This is a genomic window from Kitasatospora sp. NPDC004723 (assembly GCF_040609255.1).
Taxonomy (GTDB): domain Bacteria; phylum Actinomycetota; class Actinomycetes; order Streptomycetales; family Streptomycetaceae; genus Kitasatospora.
On record NZ_JBEXJT010000082.1, the window covers coordinates 1 to 14,607 of the forward strand.

At 72.7% G+C, this 14,607-nt stretch carries 11 protein-coding genes and 1 pseudogene; 5 read left to right on the plus strand and 7 right to left on the minus strand.

The window, feature by feature from the left end; translation table 11 throughout:
- Positions 1 to 90 precede the first annotated feature (90 nt).
- On the minus strand, positions 91 to 510 hold the full coding sequence (locus tag ABZW10_RS38100; RefSeq protein ID WP_355376127.1) for a helix-turn-helix domain-containing protein: 420 nt from the start codon (positions 508 to 510) through the stop codon (positions 91 to 93).
- A 248-nt stretch (positions 511 to 758) separates the two neighbouring features.
- Between ABZW10_RS38100 and ABZW10_RS38105 the strand changes: the two genes are divergently transcribed.
- The 3 genes from ABZW10_RS38105 (at position 759) to ABZW10_RS38115 (ending at position 4,120) form a co-directional block, all read left to right on the plus strand.
- On the plus strand, positions 759 to 2,099 hold the full coding sequence (locus ABZW10_RS38105; protein WP_355376157.1) for an MFS transporter: 1,341 nt from the start codon (positions 759 to 761) through the stop codon (positions 2,097 to 2,099).
- Positions 2,100 to 2,285: 186 nt separating this feature from the next.
- Positions 2,286 to 3,323, plus strand: a complete 1,038-nt coding sequence (locus ABZW10_RS38110; protein WP_355376130.1) for a Dyp-type peroxidase — start codon at positions 2,286 to 2,288, stop codon at positions 3,321 to 3,323.
- Positions 3,320 to 4,120 (plus strand): family 1 encapsulin nanocompartment shell protein, encoded by an 801-nt coding sequence (locus ABZW10_RS38115; RefSeq protein WP_355376133.1) that lies wholly within the window; start codon positions 3,320 to 3,322, stop codon positions 4,118 to 4,120. The genes ABZW10_RS38110 and ABZW10_RS38115 overlap by 4 nt, the downstream gene beginning before the upstream one ends.
- A gap of 101 nt (positions 4,121 to 4,221) precedes the next feature.
- On the opposite strand, the gene ABZW10_RS38120 is transcribed toward ABZW10_RS38115, so the two are convergent.
- The 4 genes from ABZW10_RS38120 to ABZW10_RS38135 form a co-directional block, all read right to left on the minus strand.
- Positions 4,222 to 4,680 carry a hypothetical protein gene (locus ABZW10_RS38120; RefSeq protein ID WP_355376136.1) on the minus strand — a complete coding sequence of 153 codons (459 nt, stop codon included), beginning with the start codon at positions 4,678 to 4,680 and terminating at the stop codon, positions 4,222 to 4,224.
- Positions 4,677 to 5,048: a helix-turn-helix transcriptional regulator gene (locus ABZW10_RS38125; RefSeq protein ID WP_355376139.1), complete on the minus strand. Its 372-nt coding sequence runs from the start codon at positions 5,046 to 5,048 to the stop codon at positions 4,677 to 4,679. The genes ABZW10_RS38120 and ABZW10_RS38125 overlap by 4 nt, the downstream gene beginning before the upstream one ends.
- Positions 5,049 to 5,124: 76 nt before the next feature.
- Complete coding sequence (locus tag ABZW10_RS38130; protein WP_355376142.1) at positions 5,125 to 5,457, minus strand: type II toxin-antitoxin system RelE/ParE family toxin; 333 nt, start codon at positions 5,455 to 5,457, stop codon at positions 5,125 to 5,127.
- A 777-nt stretch (positions 5,458 to 6,234) separates the two neighbouring features.
- Positions 6,235 to 9,288 (minus strand): BTAD domain-containing putative transcriptional regulator, encoded by a 3,054-nt coding sequence (locus ABZW10_RS38135; protein WP_355376145.1) that lies wholly within the window; start codon positions 9,286 to 9,288, stop codon positions 6,235 to 6,237.
- A gap of 329 nt (positions 9,289 to 9,617) precedes the next feature.
- On the opposite strand from ABZW10_RS38135, the gene ABZW10_RS38140 reads away from it, so the two are divergent.
- On the plus strand, positions 9,618 to 11,615 hold the full coding sequence (locus ABZW10_RS38140; RefSeq protein ID WP_355376148.1) for an AAA family ATPase: 1,998 nt from the start codon (positions 9,618 to 9,620) through the stop codon (positions 11,613 to 11,615).
- Between the two features lie 443 nt (positions 11,616 to 12,058).
- Here ABZW10_RS38140 and ABZW10_RS38145 read toward each other — a convergent pair whose 3' ends face one another.
- Positions 12,059 to 12,619, minus strand: a complete 561-nt coding sequence (locus tag ABZW10_RS38145) for a hypothetical protein (protein ID WP_355376151.1) — start codon at positions 12,617 to 12,619, stop codon at positions 12,059 to 12,061.
- A complete protein-coding gene (locus ABZW10_RS38150; protein ID WP_355376154.1) occupies positions 12,616 to 13,962 on the minus strand; it encodes a hypothetical protein in 1,347 nt (448 codons plus the stop codon). The genes ABZW10_RS38145 and ABZW10_RS38150 overlap by 4 nt, the downstream gene beginning before the upstream one ends.
- 358 nt (positions 13,963 to 14,320) lie before the next feature.
- On the opposite strand from ABZW10_RS38150, the pseudogene ABZW10_RS38155 reads away from it, so the two are divergent.
- Positions 14,321 to 14,607 (plus strand): annotated as a pseudogene (locus ABZW10_RS38155) (electron transfer flavoprotein subunit beta); the annotation flags it as partial.

Here is a 14,607-nt window from a genome sequence, read left to right on the forward strand (position 1 = left end):
ATTTTTTCCTTAGTGCGGGGGGGGGTGTACTCGGGGGGGGGTGCATGACGAGGGGCGGGCCCGCCCCTCGTCATGCACCTCGTCGTGCGTTCAGCCCACCCGGGCGTCGTACGACGCGCGGGCCGCCGCGATCTCCTGCTGGTGCGTCTCGGTCCAGGCGATCAGCGAGCGGACGGTCTCGTGCAGCGTCCGCCCCAGCGGCGTCAGCGCGTAGTCCACCCGGGGCGGCACCACCGGGTGCACCGTGCGCTCGACCAGGCCGTCCCGTTCCAGCTGCCGCAGCGTGACGGTCAGCATCCGCTGGCTGACCCCGTCGATCTCGCGCCGCAGCTCGGTGAAGCGCAGCGAGCCGCGGTCCAGCAGCGCGATCACCAGCAGCGACCACTTGTCGGCGATCCGGTCGAGGATCTGCCGCACCTCGCAGTCCTCCCGGGTGTCCCACTGGAACACGTCGTAGTCGCCCCCGGTATCCGCACAGTGCGTCGGTGACTTCAAAGTGCCTTCTTCCATGGCTCCTGATGCTGCCTCAGGATGGCCGGTGGTTACAAGAGGGAACCGACCGGCCGAAGGGGAACCGCCCCGTCCGGTGTCCCCGCCTCCCCGCGCACTCCCAGGAGACCTCCGTGTCCGCGTCCTCAGCCGTGCCCGAAACCGGCACGCCCGCCCGCACCCCCGCCGCCCCGCCCTCGCCGTCCTCACCTCCGCCCTCGCCGGAGTCCGCCCGCCTCACCGGCCGGGAGACCGCCGTCCTCCTCGTCCTGTGCGGTGCGATCTTCCTGGAGGGCATCGACGTCGCCATGCTCAATGTGGCGCTCCCCTCGATCCGTGCCGACCTCGGCATGGACACCGGCTCGCTCAGCTGGGTGCTGAGCGCCTACGTGCTCGGCTACGGCGGCTTCATGCTGCTCGGTGGCCGCACCGCCGACCTGCTCGGACGGCGCCGGATGTTCCTGTTCTGGCTCACCGTCTTCGTCCTCTTCTCCGGCCTCGGCGGCCTCGCCAGCGCCCCCTGGGTGCTCATCCTGGCCCGCTTCGCCACCGGCCTCGCGGCCGCCTTCATGACCCCCGCCGGGCTGGCGGTCATCACCACCGCCTTCGCCGAGGGCCCCCGCCGCAACCGCGCCCTGCTGCTCTACGCGGGCACCGCCGCCGCCGGCTTCTCGCTCGGCCTGGTGGCCGGCGGCCTGCTCACCGCGATCAGCTGGCGCTGGGTCTTCTTCGCCCCGGTCCTGCTCGCCGGCGCCCTGCTGATCACCGCCGTGCCGCTGCTCCCGCGCGACCAGGCGCCCGCCCGCCGCCCCGGCGAGCGCTTCGACCTGGCCGGCGCGGCCACCGTCACCGGGGCCATGCTGCTGCTGGTCCACACGGTGGTGCGGATCGGCGAACCGGACGCCGCCACCGGCCTGACCCTCGCCGAACTGGCCGGCGGCCTGGCCCTGCTGGCCGTCTTCGCCGCCGTCGAACGGCGCTCCGCCGCCCCGCTGGTCCGCCTCGGCCTGCTGCGCTCCGGCCCGCTGCTGCGCGCCAACCTCGGCGCGCTGCTGTTCGCCGGCTCCTTCTTCGGCTTCCAGTTCACCGTCACCCTCTACCTGCAGGACCTGCGCGGCTGGACCCCGCTGCAGACCGGCCTGGCGCTGCTCGCCGTCGGGGTGGACGCGGTGCTCGCGCCGACCCTCACGCCCCGGCTGGTGGAGCGGTTCGGCCTCGTCCGGGTGATCCTCGGCGGCTTCTGCCTGGCGACGGTGTCCTACGCGCTGTTCCTGCCGGTCGGCCCCGACTGGAGCTATCCGATGATGTTCCCGACCATGATCCTCACCGGTCTGGCCTTCGCCCTCGCGTACGGGCCGCTGACCATCGCCGCCACCGCCGGCGTCGCCGAGGAGGAGCAGGGGCTGGCGGGCGGGCTGCTCAACACGGCCTTCCAGTTCGGCGCGGCGCTCGGCCTCTCCGCGGTCACCGCCGTGCACGTGGCCGCCACCGGTGCCGGGCGCTCCGGGCCGGACGGCTTCCGGGCGGCCCTGGTGGTCCCGGTCGCGGCGGTCGCCCTCGGCGCCGTCGTCACCGCCCTCGGCGTGCGCCGCGACCGCACCCCGGCCTGATCGTCCCGGCCACCGCGTGCCTTCCCCACGCGGCTTCCCGTCCTTCCCGGCCCGTCAAGCCCCTCACCGGAGCCTTCCGGTGAGGGGCCGTCCCCGTTCCCCTCCTCGGCCTGCCGACCGCGCCGAAATGTCTGCTCTGGGGTGTAATCGTACGGATGATCAGACCCCGGAGACCGGAGTCCGCCGATGCCGCAGCCCGTCCTCACCCCGCTCACCACCGCCGCGATCTTCCTCGTCCTCACCATCGACCCCGGCGGCGAACCCGCCGTCCGGTCCCTGCTGCCCGACCTCGCGGGCCTGCGCCGCGCGGTCGGCTTCCGCGCCCCCGACGCCGGTCTCAGCTGCGTCACCGGCATCGGCTCGGACGCCTGGGACCGGCTCTTCGACGGCCCGCGCCCGGCCGAGCTGCACCCCTTCCGGGAGGTCGCCGGCGCCCGCCACCGTGCCCCGGCCACCCCCGGTGACCTGCTGTTCCACCTCCGCGCCGACCGGATGGACCTCTGCTTCGAACTCGCCGGCCGGCTCACCGGGCGCCTCGCGGGGGCCGCCACCGTGGTCGACTCCGTCCACGGGTTCCGCTACTTCGACGACCGCGACCTGCTGGGCTTCGTCGACGGCACCGAGAACCCGGAGGGCGGGGCGGCGGAGGCCGCCGTCCTGATCGGCGACGAGGATCCGGAGTTCGCGGGCGGCAGCTATGTGATCGTCCAGAAGTACCTGCACGACCTGGACGCCTGGAACCGCCTCCCGGTCGAGGCGCAGGAGCGCGCGGTCGGCCGTACCAAGCTCAGCGACATCGAGCTCGCCGACGACGTCAAACCCGCCGACTCGCACGTCGCGCTGACCACCGTCACCGGCCCGGACGGCGAGCAGCGGCAGATCATGCGCTTCAACATGGCGTTCGGCTCGTTCGGCGGGGGAGGGGAGTTCGGGACGTACTTCATCGGCTACTCGCGCACGCCGGCGGTGACCGAGGAGATGCTGGAGAACATGTTCGTCGGCCGCCCGCCGGGCGCCCACGACCGCCTGCTCGACTTCTCCGTGGCGGCCACCGGAACCCTGTTCCACGTCCCGACCGCCGACTTCCTGGACGACCCGCCGCCCGGGCCGGCCGCCGTCTCCGTGGCCTCCGCCGCCACCGCCCGCGTTCCAGCCTCCGTCGCCGCCCCCTCCTCCGACGGCTCCCTCGCCATCGGCAGCCTGAAAGGCATCCCCGCGCCATGAACAACCTGCACCGCGAACTCGCCCCCGTCTCCGCCGCGGCCTGGGCGGAGATCGAGGAGGAGGCCCGGCAGACCTTCAAGCTCCACCTGGCGGGCCGCCGCGTCGTCGACCTGAGCGGCCCCGACGGCACCACCCTCGCCGCGGTCGGCACCGGCCACCTCACCGCGATCGAGCCGCCCAACCCGGGCGTCCAGGCCCACGCCCGCGAGGTGCGGCCGCTCGTCGAACTCCGGGTGCCCTTCTCGGTCGACCGCTCCGCCGTGGACGACGTCGAACGCGGCTCCCGGGACAGTGACTGGGGCCCGGTCAAGGCGGCCGCCCGCACCCTCGCCCTCACCGAGGACCGCGCCGTCTTCGACGGCTACCCCGCCGCCGCCATCGAGGGCATCCGCACGGCCGCCACCAACCCCGCCGTCCCGCTCCCCGCCGACGTCCGCGAATACCCGGAGGCCGTGAGCCGCGCCCTCACCACCCTCCGCCTGGCCGGAGTGGGCGGCCCCTACGCCCTCCTCCTCGGCGCCGACGCCTACACCGCCGTCAACGAGACCTCGGACCACGGCTACCCCGTCGCCAGCCACATCGCCCGCCTCCTCGACGGCGAACTCATCTGGGCCCCTGCCCTCGAAGGCGCCCTCCTCCTCTCCACCCGAGGCGGCGACTTCGAACTCCACCTCGGCCAGGACGTCAGCGTCGGCTACCTCTCCCACGACGACCGCAACATCGACCTGTACCTGACGGAAACCCTCACCTCCCGCGTCCTCACCCCCGAAGCCGCAGTCCCCCTCACCAAGGCCTGACCGCCTTCACGCAGCAGAATGCCCGTGCCTTCCGACCGGTCGGAAGGCACGGGCACTCAGCTGTTCGGGCATTGGGCAGGGACGCAGTCGTGCCGCTTCCGTCAGGCCGGCGAGTCCGGGCTCAGGATTTCCTCGCCAGCGTGGTCGAGCGGTGCGAGGAGCGGCACGCCTGCCATACCGAGCTTGGCGGCAGTGCTGTGGATGGCCTCCCGAAGGTACGGGCGGATGATGGGAGAAGCCACACGCTTGGCGAAGGCACTGACGAGTTCCGGTGAAAGATCGACCTTCTCGGCGATCTGGAAGAACGCGGCAACGTCCGCGATCAGCAGCCCTTCCTCCGCATGGACCTCGGCGCGTGCCCGCGCGGCGATGGCCTCACCGTCGAAGAGTTGCATCAGGCGGACCTGTGCGACCCCTTCGCCAGGGAGGTCGTCGTCGTTGGGCTGCTCAAAGCCGTCGAACCGGCGCCCGCTGACCTCGAAGTACTGGATGTGGTTCAGATGCGCCACGGTGAGGAGCTCATCGACGGAAGTGATCTCCCTGGCGGCGTCGCCTGTCATGCGGCCTTCCGTCGGCCGGACGAGTTCGGGACGCGCTCTTCGGTCTCCGCGACCTGTGTCCAACTGCTCGACGGCCGGGCGACCTCGTGGTCGGTGTGCGCCTTGACGTAGATCTTCAAGCCAACGGCCCGCGCGTATCTCATGATCGTCGACAGGCGTGGGTCTCCGCCCAGCCGTTCGAACTCCGACACCGCCGACTGCGTCGTCTCCATCTCGGCAGCGACTGCCTTCTGCGTGAGCTTCGCGGACTTCCGGTGCGCCACGAGCGTCTGGATGAGCTGCATCAGGGCTTCCGCGTCCTCATGAGCGCGCTGGACATCCGGGTCGTCCGGGTCGATGCCGAGTAGTGATGCCAGGTGCTCATCCATGGTGCTCTCTCCCCTTGAAGATGCTCCGAGTATCGCCTAACCCAGATATTCCATCAACGGCCGGGCCCTACTCCGGTCACGGCCGGCGGCGCCCATTCCACTCGGCCAGGCGCTTGCGGGCGGACTTGATGTCGTCCTGGTCCGTGGCGATGCCCTGCGTGGACTTCTTGTTGATGAACCTGACCGCGAGCAGGACGGGCCCTTGGTTGTCGACTTCGGAGTAGAAGAGGCGGAAGATTCGCCGCTCGCCCTCGAAGCGCAGCTCCAGAAGGCCATCACCAAGGTGCTTGACATCGGGAGGGCGAAGCGTGCCCGTGGCGGCGCGCTCCATGATCGCCTGGAGTTTCGCGGTCTCGAAGCGCTTCAGCTTGCACTTGTTGACCTCCCGACGTACGACGTCGGCCCCCATGGGCGATCGGTAGAGCTCCCAGCGTCTGGGCACAGGCGACCCCCATCAGTCGGCAGATCCTCCCCCGGAGGAGGGTAGCCGATATCGCCTGGACCGATACAGGGATTCTTCCCCTCCAAGGCACGTCCAACGCGCCCCGACCAACCGCAGTTCGGGGTGACCGCCGCGGTGTCCTTGCTGTGGCACGCACCCCACATGGCCCCACACTTGCGGTCACCACCGCGGACACGCCGCGCTCGCGGGCAAACCACCCGCCTTGGCCGTGCCCCCAACCTCGCGGGTCACCTCGGCGGTGCCTGCCGGTGAACCGGTCGCCATGGAACCCGGTGACTCCGGGGGCGTGATCTCGTGGCTGGAGAGTGGCTCCGGGTGGTGAGGGTGTCGCCACTTGGCGGCGGAGCCTCGCGACGCGCGGGAGGGCGTGACCGGGCTTCCGGTCACGCCCTCCCGCCGCCGGCGCTTTCGTCAGCACCAAATGGGCATGTCGGCTATCCCTGCGGCCAGGACGTGGATGGATCCGGCTATCAGGGCGTAAATGTTGAACATGGCGCCTTTCCTGGGATCGATCTCTGCGAGGACGAGCTTGATCAGGTCCTCCGTGCGACGCCAGTTCTATCAGATGGGATGGCTGCTTGGCCGCCGGCACCCCGGCTCTCAGTGTGAATCATTGGTGGATGTTCTAAAGAGGCTGTCAATGTCGTTTTGTGGCGCATTGGCAATGCCTGTCGATCAAGTTTGATCAATGGTTGCGAAGTGGAAGGAGAAAATAAGTGGAATCTATCCCTCCGGGTTTTCGGTCGCATCAATGTCGGCCATGGCTTTCCTGGCCAGCGCGGCCTGATCGGCCGCGCCGAGACGTTCGGAGAGGCTGATCGAAGATGACAGGTGCCCGACAGCTTCGGCCTGGGCGCCGAGGGCGGCCTCGGCGCGGGCGAGACCGTAGAGGGCTGCCGCCTCCTCGTGGGCCGTTCCCGCCGAGCGGGCCAGCTCAAGGGCGATGGCGTGCTGATCGCGGGCATCGGCGGGGCGGCCCGCCGAGTGCAGTGCGTGCCCCAGCCCGTTGAGCGCGGCGGCCTCATGTTTGATGGCACTCAGCGAGCGGAAGACGGTCAACGCCTGCCGGTGAAGGGTCAATGATCGGTCGAGCTCCTCCGGAATGCTCAAAGTGGCCGCCAGATTGATTTTCACCACAGCGAGATCGAACGTGGAGATGGTGCCCGTGGGGAATGCGATGACCTGCTCGAATCGGGAACGTGCGGCCTTCAGGCTTCCGGCTGCCAGATGGAGATCGCCGATGTTGTTGAGAATTCTCATCTCGAAGGTTCTGTCCTGGAAATGCCGGGCCAGCGGAAGTGCCCCCTCATAGGCGGAGAGTGCCATTTCGTGGTGTCCGAGGGAGCGCTGGACTATTCCGATGTTGACGAGGCAGCGTGCGGTGTTCCAGCGGTCGCCATGCGCTCTTCGAATGCGCAGGGCCTCTTCTTGCAGGGCGAGTGACCGGGCCATGGCGCCCCGGTGCCAGAGCACTCGGCCCAGGATGCTCAGGGCTTCCGCCGTGGCGTCGGGGTCCCCTTCGGTGCGGGCGAGGGTGAGGCCGCGGTCGAGGGCCTCGAAGGCGGCGGGGTAGCGGGAGGCGTTGGCGAGGGTGGCGCCGAGGTCGATCAGGGCGCGGGCCTCGCAGTGGTCGTTCGCCACCGAACGCCAGTACGCGGCGGCGGCCCGGTGCAGGTCGTGGGCCTCGCTCCAGTAGGCCTGGGCGTCCAGGCGGCCGGCCAGGACGTGGGCCAGCCAGGCGGCGGCCTCGGGGTGGCCGGTGGCGCGGGCGTGGGAGGCGAGGGTGGCCAGGGCGGCCTGTTCGGTGTCCAGCCAGTTCCGCGCGGACTCGTGCGAGTCCAGGTCAAGGTCGTACAACAACGTTTCCATTCCCGGTAATTGACTGAACGCCGGGAGAGGGAGACGTGAACGGCGCGGATACAGGAGCCGGTCCGCCTGGTCGGCCGCGTGCAGCATGAATCCGAGCAGCCGCCGCAGTGCGGCGTCGGCTTCCTCTTCGGCGCCTTCGTCGCGCATCAGGGCGAGCGCGTATTCCCTTAGGAGGTCGTGGAGTTGATACCTTTCGGGTGAATTCTCCTGCACCAGGTGGCAGTGCAGCAGCGCCTCCAGCAGGTGGTCCGTCTCGTCGACCGGGCGGCCGAGCAGTGCCGCTGCCGCGTGCAGGCCGATGTCCGGTCCGGGGTGGGCGCCGAGCAGCCGGAAGGCCTCCTGCTGCTCGGCCGACAGCGACCGGTAGGACATCTCGAAGGCACGGGCGACGCTCTCCGTGTCGTGCCGGATCTCGGCGAGCCGGCCGGTCTTGCGGGAGAGCCGCAGCGCGAGGTGGTCCAGGGTCCAGGACGGCCGGGCCTTGAACCGGCTGGCGGCGATCTCGATGGCGAGCGGCAGCAGCCCGCAGCGGTCGACGATCTCGACGATCCGGCTCCGGTCGTCGGCGCGTTCCCGGCCGACCACCGCGGTGAACAGTGCGACCGCGTCGTCCACCGAGAGGATGTCCAGGAAGACCGGTCTGGAGCCCGGGAGCTCGGCGAGCCGCCGGCGGCTGGTGACGAGGATCAGCGCGGCCGGCACCGGCGGCAGCAGCGGTCGCAGCTGGGCCGCGGCGGCGGCGTCGTCGAGGACGACGACCGCGCGCCGGGTGGCGAGCACCTCGGCGCAGAGCGCGAACAGTTCCTCGTTGTCGAGCGGGATGGTGGTGGCCGGCACCCCGAGCCGGCGCAGCAGCGCGGTGGCCACCGCCTGGGGCGAGAGCGGGCTCTGGTTGACGGCGTGGGCGCCGAGGTTGAGGTGGACGTACCCCTCCGGGAAGCGGCCGCGCATCAGGTGGGCGGCGTGCAGGGCGAGGGTGGTCTTGCCGACCCCGGCCATGCCGAGGATCGCCGAGACGGTCACCACGCCGCCGTGCTCGGCCGCCTCCTCGGAGCCCCCGAGCAGGCGCCGCAGGTCGTCCCGGCGGCCGATCAGGCGGCGCCCGGAGGATGCGGGCGGCGGCGTCGCACCGGCGCGCGGGGCGGGGGAGGGGCGCACGGTGGCGGGCGTGCGGCCGGTCGGCGCGGTGAGCGGGTCCCCGGCCAGCATCCGCTCGTGCAGCCGGGTCAGGGTCTCGCCGGGCCCGGTGCCGAGGTCGGCGCGCAGTCGGCGGACGACGATCGGGTAGACGGCGAGTGCCTCCGCCGGACGGCCGGCGCCGTGCAGGGCGACCAGCAGGTGGGCCGCGACCCGTTCGTCGGTGGGGCGCTCCTCGCGCAGGGCGGTGAGTTCGGGGACGGTCTCGCCGAAGCGGCCGAGCCGGAGGTCGATCTCGATCCGCAGCAGGGTGGTGGCGAGGCGCTGGTCGGCCATCGTGGCGCGGGTGGACTGGGCCCAGCTGCCGGGCAGGCCCGCGAGCGGTTCGCCGCGCCAGATTTCCTCCGCCCGGCCCAGGACGGTCCGGGCCTGGACATCCTCGCCGTTCTTGGCGAGTTGGCGGGCATGGCGGGAAAGGTCGACAAAGCGCCAATAGTCGATCAATTGACGATCGGCATGAAGCGTATATGTGTGCGATCCGCTCTTGATGTCCGGGGAGTCGCGGGACGGGCCGTGACCCTCCTCGGCGACGGCCATTCGCAACTGCTTTCGCATGCGGGAGACCACGCTGTAGATGCTGGCCACCGCACTGGGCGGGGGCTCCTCGTCCCACAGCCGGTTGGCCAGCGTCTCGTGGCTGAGCGGACGGCCGACGTCCAGTGCCAGGGCGGCCAGCAGCCGTCGCCGCTGGTCCGAGGGTATTGCCGACAACTCGCCGTTCACCGAAAGTTCAACCGAACCCAGAAGGTGGAACTCCATTGCGACGCCCCCCGCCGGTTGGCTACCAGCTTGCCGTGCAGGGAGCATCCCACGATTCCGGGGGCGACATCCATACCGCACCCTTCTGTGCGGCAAGGCGTTATTGACACATAACTCAGTCCGGAAGAGCCTCATGTGATATGGGAGCGCGGCCGTTTGCCCGATCACACCGGCCGCTCCCGTCACTTCTGTCCATCGTTCTACGGGTAGGGGGAACCAGTGGAGCCGGATCGCTTCGGAGCACCGGGAGTTCGGCGACGGCGGCCCGGCGGGAGCGGCCGATGAGAGGGGGGGACGGCACCCACGGACCGCACCAACCGGGGCCCGGGACAGGCAACTCGGTCTCCGACACCCGGGTCGGCGGCTCGGTCGTCCAGGCCGGGGAGATCCATCACCTCACCGTCTACGGCCAGGCCGCCGCGCCCCCCGCTCCGCCCGCACTGCCCGTCCCGCGCCAACTTCCCCCGACGCCAAGACGGTTGGTGGGAAGGGATGACGATCTCGCAGCCCTGGACCGGGAGTTGGAGGAAGCTCCGGACGGCGCGGCCGACGTCACCGTGGTGGTCACCGGCCCGGCAGGGGTGGGCAAGACCGCCCTCGCCGCCCAGTGGCTGCGCCGCCTCGCAGGCCGCTTCCCGGACGGCCAGCTCTACGCCGACCTGCGCGGTCACGCCCCGGGCGGCCCCGCCGACCCCGCCGAGGCGCTCGGCGGCTTCCTGCGCGCCTTCGGCATCGCGCCCGTGCCGCGCAGCTTCGCGGAGGGCGCCGCGCTCTGGCGCTCGCTCGCCGCCGAACGCCGGATCGCCGTCCTGCTCGACAACGCCTCCACCGCCGCCCAGGTCCGCCCGCTGCTGCCGGGCTCGGAGCACGCCGTGGTCGTGGTCACCAGCCGCCGCCGGCTCACCGGGCTCGGCATAGACGGCGCCGTGTTCCGGCCGGTCGACGTGCTATCCGACGACGCCTCGGTGCAACTGCTCGCCCAACGGGTCGGCGCCGAGCGGGTGGAGCGCGAACTGGACGCCGCCACCGAGGTGGTGGAGCGCTGCGGCCGGCTGCCGCTCGCCGTCTGCCTGGCCGCCGCCCGGATCGCCGCCCGCCCCGTCCAGCCGCTCGCCGCCACCGCCGAGGCGCTCCACCAGGAGTCCGAGGGCCTCGCCGCGCTCGACGTCGAAGGGGAAGCCGTGCGACACGCCCTGGACGCGTCCTTCGAGGTGCTCGGGGCGGACACGGTCCGGCTCTACCGGCTGCTCGGCCTGCTGCCGTTCCCGGTCTTCACCCTCGACGTGGTCTGCGCGGTCGGCGCCCTGGAAGCGGCCGAGGCCGACCGGCTGCTCGGCGGCCTCATCGACGTCCACCTGCTGGAGGAGATGGAGGACGGCTTCCGCTTCCACGACCTGGTGAAGCTGCACGCCCGGGCCCGCGCCGACGAGGTGCGCGAGCGGTCGGAGGGGCGGGCCGCCGTCGACCGCGTCCTCGACTGGTACCTCGCCACCGCCACCGCCGCCGAGGCGCTGCTGAGCCCCAGCCACCGCACCCTGCGCCGCGACTACGCGGCCCAACAGGTACCCAATGCGCGGGAGTTCGAGGACGAGTCAGCGGCCGTCCACTGGCTGGACGCGGAGACCGGCCGACTCGCCGACGCCGTCCGCTGGGCCGCCGCCACCGGCCGGGCCGCCACCGCCTGGCAACTGGTCGACGCCATGTGGCCGCTGTTCCTGCGCCTGCGCCCGGCCCGGCTCTGGATCGACGCCCACCGGATCGGCCGCGCCGCCGCCCGCGAGGCCGGTGACCACGAGGGCCTGCTGCGGATGCTCACCTCCGGCGGCACCGGCCTGCGCAACGCGGGCCAGGGGGAGGAGGCCGCCGCGTGGTTCACCGAGGCCCTCCAGCTGGCCCGCGCGACCGGTCGGCCGCTCGCCGAGGCCGACGCCCTCTACGGCCTGAGCCAGACCCACCGCCCGGCGGGACGGCTCGCCGAGGCGGCCGAGTGCCTGCGCCTGACGGCCGAGCTCAGGGAAGCCGGGGGCGACCCGCGCGGCACCGCGCTCGCCCGGCTGGCGCTCGGCGACGTCCTGCTCGCGGACGGCCGACCCGCCGAGGCCGTTCCCGTCATCACCGACGCCCACCGCGACCTGGTCGCCGTCCCCGCCGCGTACGAGGCGGCCCGGGCGCTCGCCTTCCTCGGCCAGGCCCACGCGGCCCTCGGCGCCCACGACCAGGCCGACCGGTGCTACGCGGAGGCGCTCGCCGAGTTCCGCAGCGGACGCGCCCGCCACTGAGAGGCCCGCGTCCTCGAACTCACCGGAGACCTCGCCCGCGCACGCGGCGACCTGACCGGAGCGGCCGCCCGCTACGGCGAGTCCCTCGCCCGCTATGAGGCCCTCTCCGCCCCGGACGCCACCCGCCTCACCGCCGCCCTCGCCGCCCTCGGCACCCCGCCGGGGGAGCCGTAGGGCGCGGCCGAGGGGAGGCGCCGTGCCACGGCTGTCGGGTGACGTCCGCCCGCTCGGCCGGTGTCGCCGCCGGCACCCGGTGGGGTGCCGGGCTCTTGGGCGGTGGCGGCCGGATGTCGGGTCCGGTCGGTGTGGGGCTGCGGTTCTGTACGGGCTGTCGGGTGGCAGCCGTGGCGCCGGCGAAGCGCCGCTCCTCCCGGACCGCACGCTCGGGCCATGGGCGGCCGGCGCCGCCGTCCCACCCCAGGGGGCGGGACGGCGGCACCGCTTCAGCCGGCCAGGGGGCAGCCCGGGCAGGCGGGGCGGGAGGTGTAGGCGGAGGCGGTCAGGGTGGTGATCTCGGAGAGGGTGCGGCCGGCGGCGAGCCAGGTGTGCGCGAGCGAGCCGACGGCCAGCCGCTGTGCGGCCGAGGGCGGCCCGCTGCTCCCCGGTCGGGGCCGGAGCACCAGTCGTCCGCCCGTCCGGGCGAGGACGAACAGTGTGCCGTCCTCGCCGTCGGCGGTGGCGACCGCGCAGCCGGGGTGGGCCCGCAGGACGGCGGCGAGCCGTTCGCGGGCCGGTCCGGGGGCGGCGGCACCGAGGTGGAGCACGTCGGCGTGGTGGCGCCAGCGGGCGGCGTCGGGGTCGGCGAGGTCGAGCGCCAGGTGCTCGTCGACGAACGCGCGGGTCAGCGGCCCGCCGGACCGGCCGGCCGGCAGCCGGCTGGCGAGCTGCCCGTGGCAGACCCCGGCGGGGGAGTGGATGCGGGCCTCGAAGTGCGTGCCGGGAACCCCGGCCGACGGTGCGGGGCCGTCGGCCGGGGCGAGCCGCACGGTGTGCAGCGCGGTCACCCGTCCTCCCGTCCGGCCCGGCCGGCCCACCCGGCGCGTCCGGTCCACCCGGCGGGCCCGCCCCCGTCGCCCGCCGGCCACAGCGGGGCGGGCAGCGGCAGCGCGGGCGGCTCCGGCAGGTGGGCGGGTTCGCCCAGACCGAGGACGCGGTAGAGCAGCCGCCGCATCCGCCGGTCGAAGCGGCCCGGCTGCGAGCTGATCCGCGCCGCGATCGCCGCGTACTCCTCCCGCCGGTACTGCTCGGCGGCGTAGTCGAGTTGGGCGGTGAGCGGGTGGGACGGGCTGAGCGCCGGGGCGGTGCGGGCCAGCAGCGCGCCGGGCGAGCGCGGGTTGACGTCCCGGTGCGGGTACTCGGCGAGCAGGATCGGCGCGCCGGTCATGGTGCCGTAGAGGGTGACCGAGCCGTGGTCGCCGATGACGAAGTCGGCGGCGACCAGCAGCGGGCGCCAGTCCTCCTCGGGCGCGAGCACCGTGACCGCCCCGCGGGCGGTGGCCGTCGCCCACGACCGGACCGCCCACGGGCCGTGCGCGGCGGCCACGTTGGGGTGGACCAGCAGCGCGGTGCGGTAGCCGTGCCGGGGCAGTTCGGCGGCCAGCCGCGGCAGGACGGCGTCGAGCCGGGTGAACAGCGAGCCGCTGCCCCAGGTGGAGCAGACCAGCACCAGCCGTTCGCCGGGCCGCAGTCCGAGCGCGGCGCGGTAGCGTGCGCGGTCGGGGAGCGCGGCGGCGATCCGGTCGTAGCAGCCGTCGCCGACCACCTCGGTGATCGGCAGCGCCTCGGGGCAGCCGCGGCCGAGTTCGGCGCGCTCGTCCTCGTGGGCGAGCGCGTAGGCGGCGGGCACCAGCCGCCCGTGCCAGGTGACGTACTCGGGTCCCAGTCCGGCCACCGTGCGTCCGGCCCCGGCCCCCGCCGGGGACAGCTTGATGTGCCCGGCCCCGTGCGGCAGCCGGACCAGCGGTCCGCGCAGCCGCTCCAGGCCCTGCGAACCGGCGGCGAGCACCAGGTCGAATTCCCGCCGGACGGCCTCCGCCCAGGGCAGCACCGTGCCCCCGAGCCGCCGGAGGTGGGCCGCCGCGCCCCCGTTGAACGCGTGCGGCGCCACCGTGAACTGGACGTGCACCCGCAGGTCCGCGGCGAGCAGTGGATAGATGTCGTGCAGCCGCTGGCCGTAGACCGTCGAGTGGACGGCGACCAGCACCTCCTTGCAGTCGGTGAGCGTGGCCCACGGACGTCCCGGGCGCGCCGCGCCCCCGTCGGTCCCGTCGCTCCCGTTGACCGCGCCGGACCCGTCGGACCGTTCCCCGTGGTTGACTTCGTCGACTTCCCCGTGCACCAAGGTCATGTCGTTCCCCCTCCTTGATCCCGGACCGGGGCCCCGGGTCTCGGCGGCCCCGCCGGGTGTGTGCCCGGGCGGTCTGGCGGATTCCATGACGGTTCCATGACGGGTCCTGGCCGGTCTTGCACAAACCTTGCGGCGCCCTTGTCCCCGCTCCCGGAGCCCCGGAAGGCCGCGAAGGGTACTGAGTTCCTTTACGAGGGGTACTGAGTGCCGTATTCTCTCGGGAGAGCCTCGCAGGCTGTCGCGGAGAGTCGACGGGCCAGATCCGGCCAAGGGCCGTTCTGGCACTCAGTACCCTCGCCGCGGCCGAGGCCGTGGACCAGTGCATCCGACCAGTGCACCCGTACCAGGAGAACCGCTCATGAGCTTGAGGATCGTTGTCTGTGTGAAGTACGTGCCGGACGCGACGGGTGACCGTCGTTTCTCGGACGATCACACCACCGACCGGGAGGGCGTGGACGGCCTTCTGTCGGAGCTGGACGAGTACGGCGTGGAGCAGGCGCTGCGGATCGCGGAGGCCCATGAGGGTTCCGAGGTGACGGTGCTGACGGTGGGGCCGGACGACGCGAAGGACGCGCTGCGCAAGGCGTTGTCGATGGGTGCGGACAAGGCCGTGCACGTGAACGACGACGACATCCACGGTTCGGA

Coding starts and splice junctions, on each gene's coding strand:
- ABZW10_RS38125 (WP_355376139.1), bottom strand. CDS start 5,048: ATGGATGAGCACCTGGCATCACTACTCGGCATCGACCCGGACGACCCG.
- ABZW10_RS38130 (WP_355376142.1), bottom strand. CDS start 5,457: ATGGGGGCCGACGTCGTACGTCGGGAGGTCAACAAGTGCAAGCTGAAG.
- ABZW10_RS38120 (WP_355376136.1), bottom strand. CDS start 4,680: ATGACAGGCGACGCCGCCAGGGAGATCACTTCCGTCGATGAGCTCCTC.
- ABZW10_RS38110 (WP_355376130.1), top strand. CDS start 2,286: ATGCCGCAGCCCGTCCTCACCCCGCTCACCACCGCCGCGATCTTCCTC.
- ABZW10_RS38115 (WP_355376133.1), top strand. CDS start 3,320: ATGAACAACCTGCACCGCGAACTCGCCCCCGTCTCCGCCGCGGCCTGG.
- ABZW10_RS38140 (WP_355376148.1), top strand. CDS start 9,618: ATGAGAGGGGGGGACGGCACCCACGGACCGCACCAACCGGGGCCCGGG.
- ABZW10_RS38150 (WP_355376154.1), bottom strand. CDS start 13,962: ATGACCTTGGTGCACGGGGAAGTCGACGAAGTCAACCACGGGGAACGG.
- ABZW10_RS38100 (WP_355376127.1), bottom strand. CDS start 510: ATGGAAGAAGGCACTTTGAAGTCACCGACGCACTGTGCGGATACCGGG.